This window comes from Desulfovibrio desulfopostgatei (assembly GCF_053570645.1).
On the sequence record NZ_JBRBQS010000002.1, the window covers coordinates 164,691 to 183,345 of the forward strand.

Annotated in this window: 13 protein-coding genes; 5 read left to right on the forward strand and 8 right to left on the reverse strand. The window is 58.1% G+C overall.

Features of this window, described 5'->3' with window-relative positions; all coding sequences use genetic code 11:
* Nucleotides 1–3: 3 nt before the first annotated feature.
* Together ACUZ9Q_RS00710 and ACUZ9Q_RS00715 are read right to left on the reverse strand one after the other, a co-directional pair.
* Nucleotides 4–975 (reverse strand): succinate dehydrogenase/fumarate reductase iron-sulfur subunit, encoded by a 972-nt coding sequence (locus tag ACUZ9Q_RS00710; RefSeq protein WP_300552984.1) that lies wholly within the window; start codon nucleotides 973–975, stop codon nucleotides 4–6.
* A complete protein-coding gene (locus ACUZ9Q_RS00715; protein ID WP_449247148.1) occupies nucleotides 975–2,819 on the reverse strand; it encodes an FAD-binding protein in 1,845 nt (614 codons plus the stop codon). The genes ACUZ9Q_RS00710 and ACUZ9Q_RS00715 overlap by 1 nt, the downstream gene beginning before the upstream one ends.
* 299 nt (nucleotides 2,820–3,118) lie before the next feature.
* Here ACUZ9Q_RS00715 and ACUZ9Q_RS00720 point away from each other — a divergent pair, with 299 nt between their 5' ends.
* Nucleotides 3,119–5,014: a sigma 54-interacting transcriptional regulator gene (locus tag ACUZ9Q_RS00720; protein ID WP_449247149.1), complete on the forward strand. Its 1,896-nt coding sequence runs from the start codon at nucleotides 3,119–3,121 to the stop codon at nucleotides 5,012–5,014.
* A gap of 70 nt (nucleotides 5,015–5,084) precedes the next feature.
* Here ACUZ9Q_RS00720 and ACUZ9Q_RS00725 read toward each other — a convergent pair whose 3' ends face one another.
* From ACUZ9Q_RS00725 to ACUZ9Q_RS00735, 3 genes are all read right to left on the reverse strand, one after another.
* Nucleotides 5,085–6,695: a GGDEF domain-containing protein gene (locus ACUZ9Q_RS00725; RefSeq protein ID WP_308585732.1), complete on the reverse strand. Its 1,611-nt coding sequence runs from the start codon at nucleotides 6,693–6,695 to the stop codon at nucleotides 5,085–5,087.
* Between the two features lie 210 nt (nucleotides 6,696–6,905).
* Nucleotides 6,906–7,976 (reverse strand): sulfite exporter TauE/SafE family protein, encoded by a 1,071-nt coding sequence (locus tag ACUZ9Q_RS00730; RefSeq protein WP_449247150.1) that lies wholly within the window; start codon nucleotides 7,974–7,976, stop codon nucleotides 6,906–6,908.
* A gap of 123 nt (nucleotides 7,977–8,099) precedes the next feature.
* The gene (locus ACUZ9Q_RS00735) at nucleotides 8,100–8,513 is read right to left on the reverse strand and encodes a hypothetical protein (protein ID WP_192113557.1); all 414 of its coding nucleotides are present in this window, start codon (nucleotides 8,511–8,513) and stop codon (nucleotides 8,100–8,102) included.
* 259 nt (nucleotides 8,514–8,772) lie between these two features.
* On the opposite strand from ACUZ9Q_RS00735, the gene ACUZ9Q_RS00740 reads away from it, so the two are divergent.
* The 3 genes from ACUZ9Q_RS00740 to ACUZ9Q_RS00750 all read left to right on the forward strand — a co-directional run bounded on the left by ACUZ9Q_RS00740 (nucleotide 8,773) and on the right by ACUZ9Q_RS00750 (nucleotide 12,563).
* Nucleotides 8,773–10,245, forward strand: coding sequence for a sensor histidine kinase (locus tag ACUZ9Q_RS00740; protein WP_449247151.1), 1,473 nt, complete (start codon nucleotides 8,773–8,775; stop codon nucleotides 10,243–10,245).
* Nucleotides 10,242–11,813 carry a sigma-54-dependent transcriptional regulator gene (locus ACUZ9Q_RS00745; RefSeq protein ID WP_449247152.1) on the forward strand — a complete coding sequence of 524 codons (1,572 nt, stop codon included), beginning with the start codon at nucleotides 10,242–10,244 and terminating at the stop codon, nucleotides 11,811–11,813. Before ACUZ9Q_RS00740 ends, ACUZ9Q_RS00745 begins: the two co-directional genes overlap by 4 nt.
* A 282-nt stretch (nucleotides 11,814–12,095) precedes the next feature.
* On the forward strand, nucleotides 12,096–12,563 hold the full coding sequence (locus ACUZ9Q_RS00750) for a pyridoxamine 5'-phosphate oxidase family protein (protein WP_297146398.1): 468 nt from the start codon (nucleotides 12,096–12,098) through the stop codon (nucleotides 12,561–12,563).
* A gap of 193 nt (nucleotides 12,564–12,756) precedes the next feature.
* Here the strand turns inward: ACUZ9Q_RS00750 and ACUZ9Q_RS00755 are convergent, their stop codons facing one another.
* Both ACUZ9Q_RS00755 and ACUZ9Q_RS00760 read right to left on the reverse strand, forming a co-directional pair.
* The gene (locus ACUZ9Q_RS00755) at nucleotides 12,757–13,710 is read right to left on the reverse strand and encodes a glycosyltransferase family 2 protein (RefSeq protein WP_449247153.1); all 954 of its coding nucleotides are present in this window, start codon (nucleotides 13,708–13,710) and stop codon (nucleotides 12,757–12,759) included.
* Between the two features lie 37 nt (nucleotides 13,711–13,747).
* Complete coding sequence (locus tag ACUZ9Q_RS00760; RefSeq protein WP_449247154.1) at nucleotides 13,748–15,424, reverse strand: DUF6056 family protein; 1,677 nt, start codon at nucleotides 15,422–15,424, stop codon at nucleotides 13,748–13,750.
* 264 nt (nucleotides 15,425–15,688) lie between these two features.
* Here ACUZ9Q_RS00760 and ACUZ9Q_RS00765 point away from each other — a divergent pair, with 264 nt between their 5' ends.
* On the forward strand, nucleotides 15,689–18,001 hold the full coding sequence (locus ACUZ9Q_RS00765) for a methyl-accepting chemotaxis protein (RefSeq protein ID WP_215646804.1): 2,313 nt from the start codon (nucleotides 15,689–15,691) through the stop codon (nucleotides 17,999–18,001).
* Between the two features lie 94 nt (nucleotides 18,002–18,095).
* On the opposite strand, the gene ACUZ9Q_RS00770 is transcribed toward ACUZ9Q_RS00765, so the two are convergent.
* On the reverse strand, nucleotides 18,096–18,560 hold the full coding sequence (locus ACUZ9Q_RS00770; RefSeq protein ID WP_449247155.1) for a VOC family protein: 465 nt from the start codon (nucleotides 18,558–18,560) through the stop codon (nucleotides 18,096–18,098).
* Between the last annotated feature and the right edge of the window lie 95 nt (nucleotides 18,561–18,655).

Genomic DNA, 18,655 nt, shown 5'->3' on the forward strand with positions numbered 1-18,655 from the left:
GTTTTACTCCTTACCCTTGGCATCAGCTTTTGCCAGATCAAGAATGCGGACAAAATCGGCCTGCCCCTTGATGGGGTCATTGCCCAAAAGTTCTGTGGGGTGAACCTTGCCGCGACGCAGCAGGTTGACGGCAAGGCCAACTCTGGTCATGGCGGTTACGCCTTCTGTACGCAGGGCCATTTTCATTTCGTTAAGGCGGCCCGTGTCGCGCATGTCGGTCAAGAAGGCTTCGGCATGCTCCGGCCCTTTGCCCTGATTGAGCCCCCGGTTCACGGTGATATTGCGCATCATGCTTATGCCTTCCACCGGCTTGATATGTTTGGGGCATACGTTGGCGCATTCCTGACAGTGCACGCATTTCCACAGGCCGTTGTCAAAAGCTGGCTTGGCATGAATCATGGGGTCTTTGCTGCGCGAATCCACCGACATGCGGGCGGCGATGTTGAAGACAAAGGGCTCCAGATAGTCTGCCCGGTTGACGGAAAGTTTGTTGCAGGACGATGCGCAGCATCCACAAAGAATGCAGTCCCACATGTCTGCAATTTTTTCCATGTCGCCAGCGCTTTGCCGGCAGCCTTTTTCCTTGGAAAACTCTTTGCGGGCCATAAGCGAAGGGTGAACCTTGCGCAGGTTTTCAAGCGCGGGTTCCCAATCCACCACCAGGTCTGAAATAACCTTGAAATTGGCAAGCGGCGCAATGGTAACCCTGTTGGTGGCATACAGGGCCAATTGATCTTCCATGCTGGTGTCGCAGGCGATGATGGGCTGCCCGTTAAGCCTGACGCCGCAAGCGCCGCAAATGGCCATGCGGCAGGCCGCGGTAAAGTTCAGCGTCGGGTCCAGATGCTCCTTGATAAAAATCAGGGTGCTGAGCACTGTTTTATTGTGAACGTCCGCGCGGGCCAGCGTGTACTCCTGCGAGTACCGTTTTTTTCCATCAAAACGCTCAATAACTATGAATACTGCGTCGCTCATCAGTACTTACGCTCCTGAGGCTTGAATTTGGTAATGCTCACATCCCGCCAGTCCAGCTTCATGCCGCCATCCGCCAGGGTAACGAGCGAGTGCTTGAGAAAGCGCTCGTCATCGCGCTTGGGAAAATCTGTACGGCAGTGCGCCCCGCGTGATTCCTGTCTGGCCCTTGCGGCAAAGGTGGCCGCCTTGGCGCAGGTGAGCAGATTGCCCAGCTCCACGTACTGCGTGTAAAGCGTGTTGTAGCCAGGATTGGTGCAAGGTACGCTGGCGTCTTCATAGGCTCTGGACAGGGAATCCAGCTCGTTGGCGGCCTGGCGCATATTGTCTTCGGTACGGAAGATGCCCATGTTGTCCCACATGACTTCGCCAAGGCGTTCGCGGATGGCAAAAATGTCTGTCTTGGCAGTGCGGGCCGTAACCTTGGCGTAATGGTCCGTCCACTTGCTGCAGAGTTCGAGCAGATTTTTGCCCTCGGCTGCGGGCGATGCCCCCTTGGCGTAGGCGGCGGCCCCCTGCCCGGCCCAGTTGCCGGTGGCGGAAGCCTCGGCCAGTGAATTGCCGCCAAGGCGGTTGGCCCCGTGAATGGACACATTGGACGCCTCTCCGGCGGCGTAAAGCCCCGGCAGGAGCGTGTTCATCTGGCGATAGTTCAGCACGTCAATGCCGCCCATGCAGTAGTGGGCCGTGGGCCTGATGATCATGGGTTCCTTGGCGAGATCGATGCCTTCAAAAAGCTTGCCGATGTGGCGGATCAGCGGCAGATCCTTGTCGATCTTGGCTTCGCCCAGGTGGCGCAGATCAAGGTAGACATAGGCCTCCATGCCCTCGCCAAAGGCCCGGCCAGCGAGAATTTCCGATTCGATGGAGCGGGATACGATGTCGCGGGGGGCCAGCTCCATGCGATCCTTGGCGTAGCGGGACATAAAACGTTCGCCCAGGCGGTTGACCAGATAACCGCCTTCGCCTCGGGCTGCTTCTGTAATGAGCACGCCGCCGTGCACAACGCCTGTGGGGTGAAACTGCGTCATTTCGGGGTCTTTCATGGGAACCCCCGCGCGCAAGGCTGCCGCAGGCCCGTCGCCTGTCGCCACGTAGGGCGTTGACGAACGGTTCCAGTATACCCGGCTATAGCCGCCGCTTGCCATAATAACAGCCTTGGCCCGCACGGGCATGATCTCGCCAGTGCGGATGTTGCGCAGCACAACGCCCTCCAGTGCGCCATTGCCCTTGCCAATGTCGAGCAACTGGTAATCCATGAGGAACTTGACTCCGCGCGTAAGGGCCTCGGCAAACAGGGTCTGGATGACAATGTGGCCTGTTTTGTCGGCGGAGTAGATACACCGGACTTTGGACGCGCCGCCAGCATAGCGCGCCTTGGGCGCGCCGGCATCGTCGCGCGAAAAAGGCATGCCAAGGTAATCAAGAGCGTGGATGGTGCGGCTGGCCTCTTCGCAGAAATCCAGCACCGCGTCCTGATCCACAAGGTAGTCGCCGCCTTTGACGGTATCAAAGGCGTGCAGGTCGTAAGAATCGCCCTTGCTGAAATCAATGACGCCGTTGATGCCGCCCTCGGCCATGGCTGTAGCGCAGCGGGTGGGCATGGTTTTGGCGACCACGCAAACCCGGGCCTTGGGGTTGGCCTCCATGGCGGAAACCGCAGCGCGCAGGCCAGCGCCGCCGGAGCCAACGACAATGATGTCAAAATCCAGCATAGGTTTGTTGTTGGCGGCCCAAAGGGAGGAACCAAGCCCACCCAGGCCGAAGGTGAAGGTCAGGGCGCCTGCCGTGACCACCGAGGCCTTGATGAAGGTGCGTCGGTTCATGAACAGTTTTTTGTCTGACATTGTTTCCTCCAGATGCAGTAAACAAAGCGGGAATTTACAAGTGCCCGCCTTTAACAAGTTTTGTGCCAAAAAGCGCAAGCTCGTACAGACTGTGCAAACAATGAGTTGGGACTTTTATATTTTATCAATAAAAACAGATTAGTATGAATATTTTTTCGCCGGTGTGCGCTATGCCGCTTCTCCAGCCCCTGCGGAGTAGTAAAAACGTTTCAGAAACGTTTCATGTGTTTTTTTAAAACGCACTGAAACTTGCGTCCGCCCAGCTTGCAGCCTATGCTTCGGAGCAGCAAGGAGCACGCATGAACACTCCCCCAGTGATCGGTCTGGTTTTTTCATCGCAACGCAATGTGAACACTGTTCGCAAGGTGCTGGAGGACAAGCCCTGTCGGCTTGTGGAGGCGGTCTTCGATCTTGAGGATGCCGTTGAACCAGTGCGGCAGATCATTGAGGAGCAGGGGGTTGAAGTCATCCTGTCCCGCAGGGGGACGGCCTATATTCTGCGTCAGCTTTCCGTGCCCGTGGTGGCCTTGCCGGATACCACGGCCAATCAGCTGCGGGCGCTCAAAAAAGCTTCAACCATGGGGCGGCGTATTGGCATTACCCAGATACGCACCGGAGAGTGCAACCTGGCTCTGTGCGAGGAATTACTGGGGTTTCAGCCGGAGATAATCCTGTACAGCGACAAGCCCAGTCTTGAAAAAGGCGTGCTGCAAGCCCAGCAACGGGGGCTTGAAGTTATTATTGGCGGCGATATTACCCGCAGGGCGGCCCAAAAATGCGGTCTGCCCTTTGTTGATCTGCATGAGCAGCCCGAAATACCTGCCAGTTTTTTTGACAGCATCGTTAACGTGGTGCAGACAAGGCGCAAGACCCTTAAGGAAAAAGAGCGCTACCGCAGCATTCTTGACGGGATTTCTGAAGGCATTCTGGCCGTGGACGAGCGCGGCGCCATTGAGGAAATCAATCCCCAGGCCTGCAGCATGCTCCAGGTCAATGAACTCAACGTCATTGGCACGCCCGTCAGCAGCGTATTCCCCGCTTTGCCCCTTGCCAGCGCCCATGAACGGCACGAACCCCTGCATAATGTGACGGCGGCCAGCAAGCATCGCGAGCAGTTTATCGTCAACACCATCCCCATCCGCGTGGGTAAAAAACCTGCCGGTGCGGTCTTCAGCATGCAGCCTGCTTCGCGCATCCTTCAGGCGGAGGAGAGGGTCCGACAGGCCTACAATCGGGGATTCAGGGCGCGTTATACACTTGAGGATTTTTTGCACACCAGCAGCGCCGTGGAGTCGCTTCTGGAGCAGGCCCGGCTGTATGCCGCCTCGGAAGCAGGCGTGTGCATTACCGGCGAAAGCGGCACGGGCAAGGAAATTCTGGCGCAGGGTATACACAATGCATCCCCCCGCAGGCTCGGCCCCTTTGTGTCGCTGAACTGCGCGGCCATGCCGGAATCCCTGCTGGAAAGCGAACTTTTTGGCTACGCCGAAGGCACGTTTACCGGCGGGCGCAGAGGCGGAAAGATCGGTATTTTTGAGCTGGCGCAGGGTGGCACCCTGTTTCTGGACGAGGTGGGAACCATTTCGCTTTCGTTTCAGACACGCCTGCTGCGCGTGCTGCAGGAAAAAGAAATCATGCGCCTTGGCAGCAACGTGGTTGTTCCGGCGGATGTGCGTATCATTGCCGCCGCCAACAGCGATCTGTGGCTGGATGTTGCCGAAGGAAGGCTGCGAGAAGATCTGTACTACCGGCTGCATGTGCTGCCGTTGCACATTCCCCCGCTACGGGAGCGGAAGGAAGATATTCCCCTGCTTGCAGAGGCTTTTTTGCAGGAATTTTACGCGCAGAACGAAGCGGAGCAAAGGCCGCGCCTGCAACTGCCCGAAACCTTTGTTCAGGCCTTGCAGGCCCTGCCCTGGCCGGGCAATGTGCGCCAGCTGCGCACAGTGGCTGAAAGGCTGACGGTTGTTTCACCGCATGGCTATGATGCCGCTGTTGGAGAACGCCTGCTTGAAGAACTGCGCCATCCCGGTTTCCCGCAGGCCTCAAAAGCCGTCGCCATGCAGCGCAAATCCCTCACCCCCGAGAGTGTGCGCGAGGCCCTGCACAGGTGCGGCAATTCAAAGGTTCGGGCAGCGGCCCAGCTGGGCATCAGCCGCAGTACGCTGTGGCGTCTGTGCAAGGATATGGACTGAGGGAAAAGCGGGGTGCCGGGATTTCAGCGGGAGGCTCTGCCGCAGGCTGGAACCTGCTGACAGCAAAGAGCTACAACACTTCCTGCGAGGCTTTTGACGTCCGTTTGGCCATGTAGAGTTCGCTGTCTGCCCGTTTCAGGGCATCTTCAACAGATTCATTTGCGCAGTGCCATGTGGCGTGCCCTATGCTGATGCCGATGCGCAGCATGAGGCCGTCAACGGAAATGGGCGCTCCCACATCCTCACGGATGCGGTTTATGGTGCGCAGTATGTCTGGCGTGCCCCTGGTATGGCCAAGCAGGGCCAGAAATTCATCGCCCCCCAGCCGCACCAGCACATCATCCTTGCGCAGGCAGCGCGTAAGGCGCTGCCCCAGAATGGTCAACACGGCATCGCCCACATGGTGCCCGTGCGCGTCGTTGATTGGTTTGAAGCCGTCCAGATCCATATACAACAGCTCGACCAACCCCTGGTTTTGCGTCAGGCTGGGCATGGCCTCGTCAATGCGCGCAGCCAGACCGTGCCTGTTCAGCAGGCCTGTGAGGGCATCGCGTTCTGCGGCATGCTGGATGCGGTTCCGGTCTTTTTCTGTGCGGGTGAGGTTTTCGACCAGAGTGGACAAAGAGGCTGAAAGCACTTCAATTTCGCGTATGCCCCGGTTGCGCGGAATGGTGACGCGCTCGCCCCGGCTGAGTCTGTCGGCCGCTGCGGTAAGCGCCTTGAGGGGGGCAATGGTGCGCTGGGCGATGTATCCGGCAACCAGCGCAAACAGCACCGCAAGCAAGAGGCCAGCCACAAGAATGCGCGCCACAAGACGACGCACGGGTTCGTATGCGGCATCCAGCGATTGCCGCGCCACCACGCTCCACTGCAAGCCATCGTAGTCTTTAAATCCCGTGCAGCTTACTGCCGCAGTGAGGTAGGCAATGCCATCGGGCCATGTTTCCACGGCCCAGGCCGAAGTGGAGTGTTCAAGTTCTTGCAGCAGTGGCAAGGCCAGCGGTTTTTCATTGTTGTCGCCGCCCAGGATGACACTGCCGTCTGCACTGAGAACCATGATCTTGGTGTTGGTATCCGAGCCTTCGCCCGAAAGGATGAATTCCTCCACCTCTCTGGCCCATGCCCAGCTCAGATGGGCTACCAGAACCCAGTCTTTCAGTTCGCCCTCGCCAATGGGCATGCTGATGTCCACAAATTTCAGCGGGCCGTTTTCCGGCTGGGGCAACAGTTGGGCAAGCAGGGATGCCTTGCGTACATCGCCCACAAAGAGGCCGTTTTTGCCCTGGCGGAAGATGGCGCAGATGGAAAGGTCTGTTCCTTCCAGGACGCCATCAGTGGCGACAAAAACCTTGCCCTGGGGATTCATGAGCCCGATCCAGGCAAAGGCGGGCATGGTGTCCTGTAATCGGTTCACGGCGATGGATAGTTTTTTCATATCTCCGCCGATCAGCCCCACAGTATGGCGCAGGGTGTCCACCTCCTTGATCCAGAACCACATGGACTGATCAAGGGCCTTGGCAAGGGATTGCACGCGGTTGGTCAGCAGCAGGCCGCGTTCGTAGCGGGCCTCGCTGCTGGCTTCGCGCCCGGTTATGGCCGCAAGAAAGCACGATGAAAGCAGGATAAGCAGCGTGAATGCCTCAATAAACTGCGTCTTGAGGCTGCGCGTGAATATGCGCATGGCTCCTCCTGCGAAGGGATGGCAGAAAAGCTGACAAGGTATGCTGGTGATTATGAAAGCATACAGAAAATCAGGAAATAGGCAATGGCCCAATTGTCCGCGCTCTGCCTTTGACAGGAAAATAAAAGGGGGGTGCAGACGCAATGCACCCCCCTTTTGCTATAGGGTTTGAGGAGAAGATGTTATTGGGGTTTGTTTATGAGAGATGCTTCAGGCCGCGCTGCTCAGCGCCGCTTCTTTGCGGTTGCGCTTTTGCCCGCGCCACATGCCGCCAAGGATCATGCCCGCGCCAACGAGCAATCCGGCGCACATGGTTATGAAGCTCACGACCTTGAGCAGATAGAGAATCCCCGGCCCCATCTGGATAAGCCCCAGCGCGCTGAGGTAGCCCGGAAGGGCTACAATGCGGCTTGCGGCAACAATAAGCATGATGGCGGCCATGACGTACTTGATCATGATTGGTTTGACGTAGGTGGTGCCGATGGCCCCAAGCTGCACGCCAAGCAGCGAACCCGCCAGAATGATAAAGACCAGGCGGATGTCTATCATGCCGTGCATGGCCCAGTTGACCGAGCCGCACAGGCCCATGACAAAGGCCGTGACCAGTTCCGTGCCGGATGCAATGAGTCCGGGTACGCCGATCACATAGATAAGCCCCGGCACGCCCACGAATCCGCCCACGGCAATGGTTGCGGCCAGCATGCCGGTGGCGATGCCCACGGGCAGGGTAAACCACAGCGAAATGCGCAAGCCGGATTTGGGAAAGGACATCATGGGCGGCAGGTTGATGGCCTGCAACTTTTTGGCAAGAGGCGGCGTGCTTTCGTCATCTTCCGTGCCGGAGTGGCTGGAGTGCAGGGCATCCTTGAGGATATAGCTGCCCACCACAACGAGCACCACCACAAAGGAAACGCTGACGTAGAGATCAGACCCGGCCTGCCCCCACTTTTCCAGAATAAAACGCTGAATACGGATGCCAATCTGCACGCCTATGCCCGCTGTGGCAGCGATAACCATGCCCAGTTTTACATCCACCTGACCGAAGCGGTAGCGTTTGATGGCGCCCACCATGGCCTTGGGAAATTTGTGGCACATATTGCTGGCAACAGCCACAGCGCCGGGCACACCCAGGCCCATCATGCCCGGCGTAAGAATAAAGGCCCCGCCGGAACCGATAAAGCCGCTCACAAGCCCGCCCACAAATCCCACGGCCAGCAGAAAGGCCACGGAAACGGGCGTGAGCACGATAAACTGGGACGGGTCAAGACTGAGCAGATCCATGTTACCTCCGACTGGCAGGCTGCCTGGGCGTACTGTTGTGCGCTGGCGCAATGCCAGACATGCCGCAGCTGAACAAAAAATTTGAGCCGGGCGGCGCGGCCCGGACCTGTGAAAAAAGCTCGGTTAGCCGTGAACCACGGCCGTGGTGTCCAGCCGGGGGGCAGGTGTGGCGCTCTGACGGGCCACAGCCTTTGCGGTGGTTTGCGCGCTCTTCTTTTGCACACCGGTAATGCCGCACAGTTCCCAGAGGGCTCCGGCAAAGTGACCGTGCACGTAAGAGAGCAGCAGCACCGAGGCGATGGGCAGGGCTGTCCAAAGACCACCCTTGGCGCACAGGGCGGCAAAGGCATCGGCATTGGCAAAAGCCAGCACGTAAATGACAATGCTGCCCGCGCCGTAAAGCAGGGTCTGCTTCAGCGCCGTGCTTTCGCGCTTGCCGTTCAGAGTCCACAAATCGTCTGTCCAGCCGGATTGCCCGGCATCGGCATATGCCACAGCGGTAAACCAGTTTTCCATCGTTTTTTGCAGGGTGTTCATGTCGGCCTCCTGCGCTGGCAATTACAACTATTGTGCCAAAAAGTTCAATCTGTAACATGCTGAATTTGTATGGAGTTATTTGTTTTTGGCTGTGTGGTGCGCTGCGCCGTTACTGTTTCATTGTGACATGCTCAAGTGAGCAAGGGCCGCAATTTGTTGCAGGCTAAGGCTTGTCAGCTTTGTTTTATTTTTATACGCTGTTGCAAATTGAAACGGCGTCGGGCGCAGGTGTAAACTCTTGCGCCTGCGGGGGTGAGGGATGCTTCCGCATTTTTCTGTCTGGCATACCATTCGCGGCAAGATTGCCGTGGGCACGGGCCTGTTTCTGGTCATGCTGCTGCTTTTGGGCGGCATTGCCTGTTATGATCTGGGGCGCATCGACAGGGCGGCCCGTCTGATCGACATGGTGGACGACCTGCGCAGCGACGTGCTCGAAATGCGCAGGTACGAAAAAAATCTGCAACTTTTTCCCGGCAGAAAGGGTGACCTGCTTGCCCTGCGCAGTTTTGTGGAACTGGCGCGGGAGCGGGCCACATCCGTGGGGCAGGATTATAACGCCGCCATGGGCCGCCGGGTGGGCGACGGCGCGCACCATAATCTCGACCTGCTGCTGGAAGGCATCGGCACCTATGAGGCCCTGCTCGAGGATCAGCCCACAGACGGCGCCGCTCTCACCGATCAGGGGCAGCGCCTGAGCGAGCTGGCGGATTCGGCGGTGCGCCGCATGCGTCAGGGAATTTTTACTGCCGTGGGGGATCTGCGCACCCAGCTGCTGGGGGCCATTGCGGCCCTGCTGGCCTGCGGGGTGGCTTTTGCATGGCTTATTGGCAGACACATCATGCGCGCCCTTGGGGCCATCGAAAGCGCCGCGCGCAGTGTTGGCGCGGGCATGCCCCTGCCGCCGCCCCCGCCGCAGCTTGAGGAAGAAGCGCGCCATGTCCTCCAGACGCTTGACGGCATGGCGGCGGAGCTGGAAAACCGCCACGCCCTGCTGTTGCAGGAAAAGAAGCTGGCTTCTCTTGGTGTGCTGACCTCCGGCGTGGCCCACCAGCTGAATAATCCCCTCAACAATATTTCCGTTGGCTGTCAGCTTCTCGGCGAGGATGTCAACGATGCCCGGCAGGGTCTGCGCCCCATGCCCACAGCAGAAGACGTGACGGCACAGCTGGATGAAATTCAGGCCGAAGTTGTTCGCGCCCGCGATATTGTGCGCGGACTGCTGGATTTTGCGCGTGACCGGCCCTTTACCGTTGCCCTGCATGATCTATCCGGCATTGTACGCAGGGCCGTTGGCCTTGTGCGGCACGACATGGGCGCTGCAGTGCACATAACGGTGGACGTGCCAGAAGGGCTGCAACTGCCCGTGGACGCCCAGCGCATGCAGGAAGTGCTTATCAACCTGCTGCTCAATGCGGCACAGGCCATGAACGGCAAGGGCGAAGTGCACATCACCGCCTGTGCGGATGAACCGGCGGGGATGGCGGAGCTGCGCGTGCGCGATTCTGGCAAGGGCATTGAACCCGAGAACCTTGGCCGGGTGTTTGATCCCTTTTTCAGCCTCAAGCCCGTGGGCGAAGGGACGGGCCTTGGTTTGTCCATAGCTTTTGGCATTGTGGGCAAGCACAATGGAACGCTCGAAGTGCAGAGCCAACCGGGGCAAGGGGCCTGTTTTACCGTACGGCTGCCCCTTGCGGAACGGCATGACGCAGACGGTTCAGGAGCAGAGGCATGACTACGGAACGGTTCCGGCTTTCGGAACAATCACCCGCACCGGCTACCCCCGGCGAACGTCGGCACAGCGGTCACGGGCTTGACGCCGCGCAGCGGGCTGGCGGCGGTGGCCGTTTGCTGATCATTGACGATGAGCGCATGGCCCGCGCCAACCTCGCGCGCGCCCTGGAGCGCGGCGGGCATGAATCGGCTCAGGCGGGCAGTGGCGAAGAAGGCCTGAAACTGCTGGCCGAGCAGGATTTTGACGTGGTCATTACCGATATAGCCATGGCGGGCATGAACGGCATGGAAGTGCTCAAGGCGGTACGCTCCAGCAAGCCGGATGTGGAAGTCATCATGGTCACTGGCTACCCCATGATTGAAAGCGCCGTGGAGGCCATGCGGCTGGGGGCTTTTCATTATCTGGCAAAGCCCTACTCGCTGGAAGAAGCGCGTATGCTGGTTGCGCGGGCGCTGGAAAAGCGCCGTCTGCGGCAGCAGGTCGCCCAGATGCGCGCCCAGCTTGAGGCAAGCGGCTCTGTGCCGGAAATGGTTGGCATGTCGCCAGCCATGTGCGGCCTGCGGCAGGCGCTCATGCGTCTGGCCCCCACAGATGTGGCGGTGCTGCTGCAAGGTGAAACAGGCACCGGCAAGGAGTTGGCTGCCCGCACCATGCATGCCCAGAGCCAGCGGGCGCGTCGGCGTTTTTTGGCTATCAACTGCGGCGCTCTCTCGCCGGAATTGCTCGAAAGCGAGCTTTTCGGGCATGAGCAGGGGGCGTTTTCAGGCGCGGTGCGGCGCAAGGAAGGCCTGTTTGAAGCTGCCAGCGGCGGCACGCTGTTTCTGGACGAAATAGGTGAAATGCCGCCGGGCATGCAGGTCAAGCTGCTGCGCGTCTTGCAGGAGCAGAATCTGCGCCGTGTGGGGGGCACTGTAGACATACCCGTGGACGTGCGCATTATCGCCGCCACCAACCGCAACCTCAAGGAAGAGGTGGAGGCCGGGCGCTTCCGGCGCGACCTGTATTACCGCGTGGCCGTGGTAACGCAGGAACTGCCGCCCCTGCGCAGCAGAGCTGAGGACATTCCCCTTCTGGCCCGATATTTTCTTGCGCGGCTGGCGGAGCAGGGCGGGGCCGTACCGCTGGATATTGAAGATGACGCCCTTGATGCGCTGTGGCAGTATCCCTTCCCCGGCAACGTGCGCGAACTTGCCAATATTCTCGAGCGGGCGGCGGTGTTTTGTCCGCCGGGAGGCAGCATAGGGCTGGCGCATTTGCCCCCGGAAGTCTCCGAGTCTGCCGTTCACCTGTCCGTTAGCGATCCCGGTTCTTCTTCTGCTGTTGCCGCCCGGCAGGATGATGCTACCTCTGCAACCCCGGTTTGCCCGCAGGCCGCCGCGCCATGTGCATCGGTGCCAGCCGCGCCAGCACCGGACGCATCAACACCGCTTGTTCCGCTGGCGGAAATGGAAAAGCAGCATATCCTGCACGCCCTTGAACTGGCGGGCGACAACCGTACTTTGGCCGCCGACATGCTGGGCATCAGCCGGTCATCCCTGTGGCGCAAACTCAGGGAGTACGGCGTATAGGTCTGAGGCCGCGCGACAGACCGATGCGTATCGTGCAAGCAGCGCACCTTCATGATTTTGCCTGTGATAATCCTGTGCGTGAATAAAGATACTTGCCTGGTGCGCAGTAATTTTACTTTGAAAGGAAACAGAACTGAAATATGATGATTTTTTGGAGAGAGCGAGGGAGCAAATTTTTTTTTGATCCAACACTGAGCAAGTGTATCTTTCCAGCACGCGCAGCACGATGCAGGCAAGATCTCTCACACTGCGCTTTCTGTATCTGTTTACCTTGGAGGAACCATGCAGGCACGTATGAAAGAACACCCCTTGACCACGGAACAGATAGATTCCCTGTTGGGTTCTGTCCCGGTTGGGCATCTGGCCACTTTGGGCGAAAATGGTTTCCCCTACGTAACACCAGTACATTTTGTGTTTATGAACGGGCATGTCTACTTTCACGGGTTGGCAGCGGGGCAAAAGCTGAAAAATTTGCGTGCCGACTCCAGAGTCTGTTTTGAAGTTGAAGGGCAGCATTCATTTATTCAGGCAGATGTCCCCTGCGACACCAATACCGCCTATCAAAGCGTCATCATTACAGGCAACGCCGCTGTGGTGAATGACCGGGCCGTAAAAATCGCCGCCCTGGACGCCATTGTGGCCAAGCACACGCCCCAGCACGCAGGTGCGGCTTACCCTGAAAATATGCTTAAAATGACGGCAGTGATTGAGATTAAGATTCAGGAAATCACTGGCAAGTATTATTCCTGACGCGGCCATCGTCTATGCGGAAATAAAAACAGCCCAATGCACCAGCATTAGGCTGTTTTTTTAGTAGATGTGATCTTATCACAGATGTTGCCAGAGTGCTCATGGCAGTTCGGCAACGCAGTTTCGCGGTGAAGGCTAGGCCTCTTTCTCAAAGCTTTTGGCCGAGGGGGCACGTACTCCCTTACCGCTTCGCCTACAGCTTTTTGGCGATGATGTAGCGGGGCCTGTGGCGCACTTCGGTAAAGATTTTTGCAAGGTATTCACCAACCAGCGCTAGGCAGAACAGCTGCACAGAACCCAGCAGCAAGACCACAATAATCAGTGATGTCCAGCCCTGAATAGTCTCGCCCATGGCGTATTTGAGCAGGGAAACGCCGCTGAAGGCCAGCGCCGCCAGCATGCAGAGCATGCTCATGAGGCCCGCGATGCGCAGGGGCGCAACGCTGCATGCTGTAATGCCCTTCCAGGCAAAAGACACCATCTTCCAGAAAGGATATTTGCTTTCTCCGGCCATGCGGCACTGGCGCATGTAGAAGACCTGCGCGCTTTTAAAGCCAAGAGCCGGAAAAATTCCGCGCAGAAAAAGTGAATGCTCGTGAATTTCGTCCAGCGCTTCCAGCACTGGGCGGGCCACAAGGCGGTAGTCGGCATGGTCGGGGATCAACGGCACCTTGAGCCAGCGCATGAATCCGTAAAACATGTGCGCAGTGCGCCGTTTAAAAGGCGTATCTGTGCTGCGGTCGTTGCGCACGCCGTAGACGATCTCGTTGCCTTCCATATAGCGGTCGATCATTTCGGGGATGGCGGCAATGTCGTCCTGCAAGTCTGCATCCAGGCTGATGATGCAGTCCACGCCCATATCGCGCGCTGTGACCATGCCCGCCCATACGGCGTTCTGGTGGCCTGCATTGGCGGCAAAGCTTGCACCCCGGCAAAAGGGGTCGATCGCGTGCCGTTCTTCAAGCAGTTCCCATGTGCGGTCACGGCTGCCATCGTTCACATAGAGGGCAAAACTCTCCGCATGCACACGGCCCTGTTTTTTGAGGTCGGTCAACAGACCGGCCAGGGCATCAAGGGTGCGGGGCAGGGTTTCCTCTTCATTATAGCAGGGTACAACCAGTGCCAACAATGGGGCGGTGCGGAACAAGGCTTATTCCTCCATGCGGAGAGTACGTTGGGTGCGGTCAGTCTTGCGAATGGGACGCACTTGCTCTGCGCCATACAAGGGGCGCGCCAGGCTGTTCTACAGCGATATAGGCGATGTCGTCCACAGATTTGATGCCGGGAACAAACACCGCGGCCTTGCCATCGTCCGTAACCATGGCGGATGCGGGAAAATACCGCAAAGCAGCTGTTTGGGCTGAAATGATCCCTTCATCAGGCCTTTCAAACAAGGCCCTTGCTGCCTGTTGCAGCAGGCTTGCAGTGGTGGCGGTGCGCACCCTGGCGGCCACATGAATCTTGCCCTGAGGCAGGTTGTCGAAAAACGCGATGTTGCACGCAACCAGCGCCCGGGCACCGGGCGCTTCAAAAAGGTTCAACTCCAGCGACTCATTCCACGGCACAAGATCGCGCCAACTGGTGGAGAAAAGGTTTACTTCGCGGATGTCGTAGCCGGGAAAGAAATACTTGTCTGTTTCCGGGTAGTCCAGGCTGCACAGGGTGTTTTGGTGGTGCGTGGCAATGACCGGCTGTGCCATAAGGAAAACGCGCGCCTCAATCAGCACGCTTGAGAGCAGCAGGGTGCAGAATATGATAAAAAGAGCCTTGGCCTTGATGCTTGAGGGGTTCAGGGCTGCAAGCAGAGAAAAAGGGCAGAGCGCAGTGAAAAAGAATGTGGCGCTCATGGCCCGGTAGGGTGTTGAGGGGCTGGCAATAAAGGCAGCAAGGCTGGCCTGGGCCATGAGAAAGAAAATCACCGGAGGGATCCAGGCGGCAGGCTTCAAAAGACCCCGGCGGCGCAACAGCCATGCAAGGGCCAGGGCTGCAAGAAAATAAGGCAGCATCTCGATTTGTTGCGTGCCCCAGAATTCCATAAAGCGCAAAAAGGCAGGCACGGACAGCAGCGGGATTTTTTCCGCGCCGCCAACGGCTGCCAGGCGCACGGCATTGCCCGGCGCGGCCATCATCATGCCCCAGCCAAAGGCTGCCCCCGCAATGCCCGATAGTGCCCATGCAGGTACGCTGCGAGATGTGCGCCAGCGAAACAGCGTCACGCCCAGGGCTGCAAGCAGAACCAGCATGCCGACATTCTCGTTGCTCCAGCCTGCAAGAACACCCACAAGCGCATAAAGCAGGCCGCCCTGTATGCGGAAGTCTGCTTTGTCGGCCCAGATGCGGTACGGCACCAAAAAAAGAACGCCCCACACGAGGCTGTAGCCGTAATCACCCGTGCCGGTGCGCCAGAAAAAAACGGTTCCAAAGGCGGGCAGTGCAATCCATACAAGCCCGGCCATGACAGCGAGGTGCCAGGCGCTCAGGCGTTCACGCCACTGTGCGCCCAAGGCCAGCAGCGAGCCGCTGGCAACAAGCAGCAGAAACATGGCGGGAGTGAGCAGGGGGTGCAGCCAGGCAGGCCCGCGCAGCAGCACGCGAGACATGAAATGCCCGATAAATTTTCCGCTCCATTCGTGGTATTCGAGCACCTGCATGTCCCACAGGCCGGTGCAGCCAGGATAAATGCTCGAAAAGGCATGATCATCGCTGACCCACGGCGTCATGGCGCAGAACCATGACATGATGGTTATAATAAGCAGGCCTGTGAAAATAAGGCGATTGCGACGTAAGTGTGTGGATTTTTGAGCCGCCTGTGCGGCGGAATTTAATTCTGTGTGTTGCATTTCGTAAAAGTCCTGGCCCATGCTGTCAGGGAAAAGGGCTGAAAGCCCGAGATGCGTTTCTGTAGCTGGTATCTATTAGTAAATATCTTTCGGTGTCAATGTGTTTATCTGCAGCACCAAGGAGGTGTTCTGCTGATACCGGGAGCCGGGTGTTGTTCTAATGTTTTAGCAGGTATTGTCGTTAAGAAGCAATACTGATAGAAATTAATGTGAAAATGTCTGTCAGCGTACAGCCCCGAACCCCCTGTAAGGAACCACGGCCACCTCTGCTTTTCGGAGTTTACCATGCGCCAGATCAGCATCAATACTATCTGCACATTGTCTGTAACGGCAGCGATTGTTGCCGTGATTACCGTGCTTGTCATCTACGTGTCCACCTCGTCCTACCGCATGGTTGCCGGCGTGCAGACCGAAGCCCTTAACGAAGCCAGCAAAACCGTGGCGCGTTCGGCTGAAATATACATCCAGCAGTCTGTGGATGTGGCCACCATCCTTTCCCGGCAGGAGCCAGTGCTGAAAGCATTTGCCGGTCAGCCCCAGGAAGCGCAGGAATTGTTGACAAGCTATGTCAAATCATTGCCGGGGTATTGGTCATTTCTGCTTTTTGACCTCAAGGGGCGTATAGTTGCCGGGGTCAATTCTGATATGGGCGACCTGACCGGGGGCAACAGGGCTGATCGGGATTATGCCCGCCAGATATTCAGCGGCAAGGATGTAGCCCTGAGCGAAAGCGTCATGAAAGCCGCATCGGGCGATGTGCTGATCTATGTGGCGGCCAAAGCTGTGCGCGGCAAGGACGGCGCGGTGCTCGGCGCTGTGGCCGTGTGCCCCCGCTGGACGGACTTTACGGAAAAGACCATTGATCCCATCCGGTTGGGGCGGCGCGGATACGGCTTTACCATCGACCAGAGCGGCCGTTTTATTTCCCACAGCATGGACAAAAAGCTGCTGCTTCAGGATTATTCCAAGGAAAAATTCATTCAGGACGCGCTCGCAAAGGGCAGTGGAACCTTCAGCTATGAATGGAAAGGCGAGGACAAGTTCATGTCTGTGGCCAAAATTCCGGCTACAGGCTGGCTTGTGTGCATGAGCGCCTATGATTCCGAACTTACAGCGCCAGCGGCGGATCAGCGGTCTGTGCTGTACATGGTGGGCTTGGGCGCGGTTGTTCTGCTGACGCTGGTGATACGCGTTGTGAACCGCAAGCTTGTGTTCGCTCCCCTGCAACAGCTCACAGACTTTACAGAAGCCGTGGCGCGGGGCGATTTCAAGGCCGTGCTTGCAGGTAAATACCGTGCAGAGATGAAACGCTTTGCCGGGCACCTCTGCACCATGGTGGACGAGCTGAAAAAACGCCTTGGTTTTGCCCAGGGCGTGCTCAACGGCATTCCCACTCCATGCTACATCGTGGACAGCGATTTCAAGGTGACCTGGCTGAATGAGCAGGTGTGCAGTTTGCTGGGCAAGCCTGATCCCAAGGATACATATCTGGGGCAGCGCTCGGGGCTTTTCTCGAGGGGGGATGCCAACCATGAGACGCTGTCTGACCGGGCCATCAAGGAACGCAAGGCTCTGAACCGTGAATTTGACTATACGGCGCAGTCTGGAAAGCAATTGCGCGTTTCCGTGCAGACAACGCCATTTTTTGATCTGGACGGCGGCATGCTGGGTTCCATTACATTCTGGACGGATCTGACGGAGATTTACGGCCAGAAAACGCGCATTGAAGCGCAGAATGCGGCCATTGCCCAGACTGCCGTTGAGGTTTCGCAAGTGGCGGAAACCATCGCCACTGCCTCGCAACAGCTTTCGCAGCAGATCGCGCATTCAAGCGAGGGCGCGCGCGAGCAGAGTGGCCGCGTGAGCGACACCGCCAATGCCGTGGAAGAGATGAACGCCACAATTCTTGAGGTAGCCAGAAGCGCCTCTGCCACATCGGAAAATGCCGAAAAGGCCAAGCTGAAGGCGCAGGATGGCGCCCGGCTGGTGGAGGAAGTCAGCGCCGCTGTGCAGAGCATCCGCAATGAAGCAGGGCAGATGACCGACAGCATGCGCAGCCTGGGCGAGCAGGCGCAAGGCATCGGAGCCATCATGGGCGTTATTTCAGATATCGCCGATCAGACCAACCTTCTGGCGCTCAATGCAGCCATTGAAGCGGCGCGTGCTGGCGAGGCCGGGCGTGGTTTTGCCGTTGTGGCGGACGAAGTGCGCAAGCTGGCGGAAAAAACCGCCCACGCTACCACCGAGGTGCGCACGGCCATTGGCGGCATACAAAGCGGCACCAATACCGCTGCCGCACAGATGGATGCCGCCGTGGAGCGCGTAACCCAGGCCACAGGGCTGGCCCAGCGCTCTGGCGAGGCTTTGGCTGAAATTGTGAAAATGGTTGAATCTGCGGGGGATCAGGTGCGTTCCATTGCCACTGCCGCCGAGCAGCAGTCCGCCACATCTGAAGAGATTAACCGTGCCGTCAGTTCCATCAGCGTTATCGCAACTGAAACGGATGATGCCATGGCTCAGTCAACCGAGGCGGTCGAAGCCCTTGTGGCTCAGACCCAAAAGCTTGAACAGCTTATAGCGGCCTTGCGCTCCAGTTAGCACCTGCTATCGTGTTTTTGCAACAGCCCCTGCTGCCCGAAATAACCGGGCAGCAGGGGCTGTTGTCTGTCTGGGCGAGCAGTGGAAAAGCTGATTATGAATTTGTCTGCATCTTGCGCCAGCTTTGCAGCTCAATGATGTTGCCCTCTGGGTCGCGCGCGTACACAAAAACCGCTTCCATGGCGTTGGGGTAAGCTGCTGTGACAATCTCGCCAACCTGCCCGCCGCCAGCGGCAACGATCTCTGCCAGGGTTGTTTCCACGTCATCCACTTCAAAAGCAATGTGCGCAAAGCCGGGGCGGTTGACCTCCGGCGGCAGAGCGTCGCGCAGGCTGTCGTAAGAAAAAATTTCAAGCGTTGGATGGCTGTCGTCATAGCCGGGCAGCAGCAGATGTTCGCCAGTAATGTGGGCCTTGGGCAAGCCGGTGAGCCGGTCAAGCCACGGCCCTCGCAGATCACGCGTTTGTCCTATGCTCTTGCAATGCAGCGCCTGCTTGTAAAAGGCAATGAGTCTGGCTGCATCCTTTGCAATGATATTTGTGTGCACATAGCGGAACATGGCGTCTCCTGAAGCGGTATATGGAGAGTGGAAAGGCCAAAAAGGCATGCCAGCACTAGCTGCGGTGCAAGGCCGCGGCTCGTGAATTCTTGGGG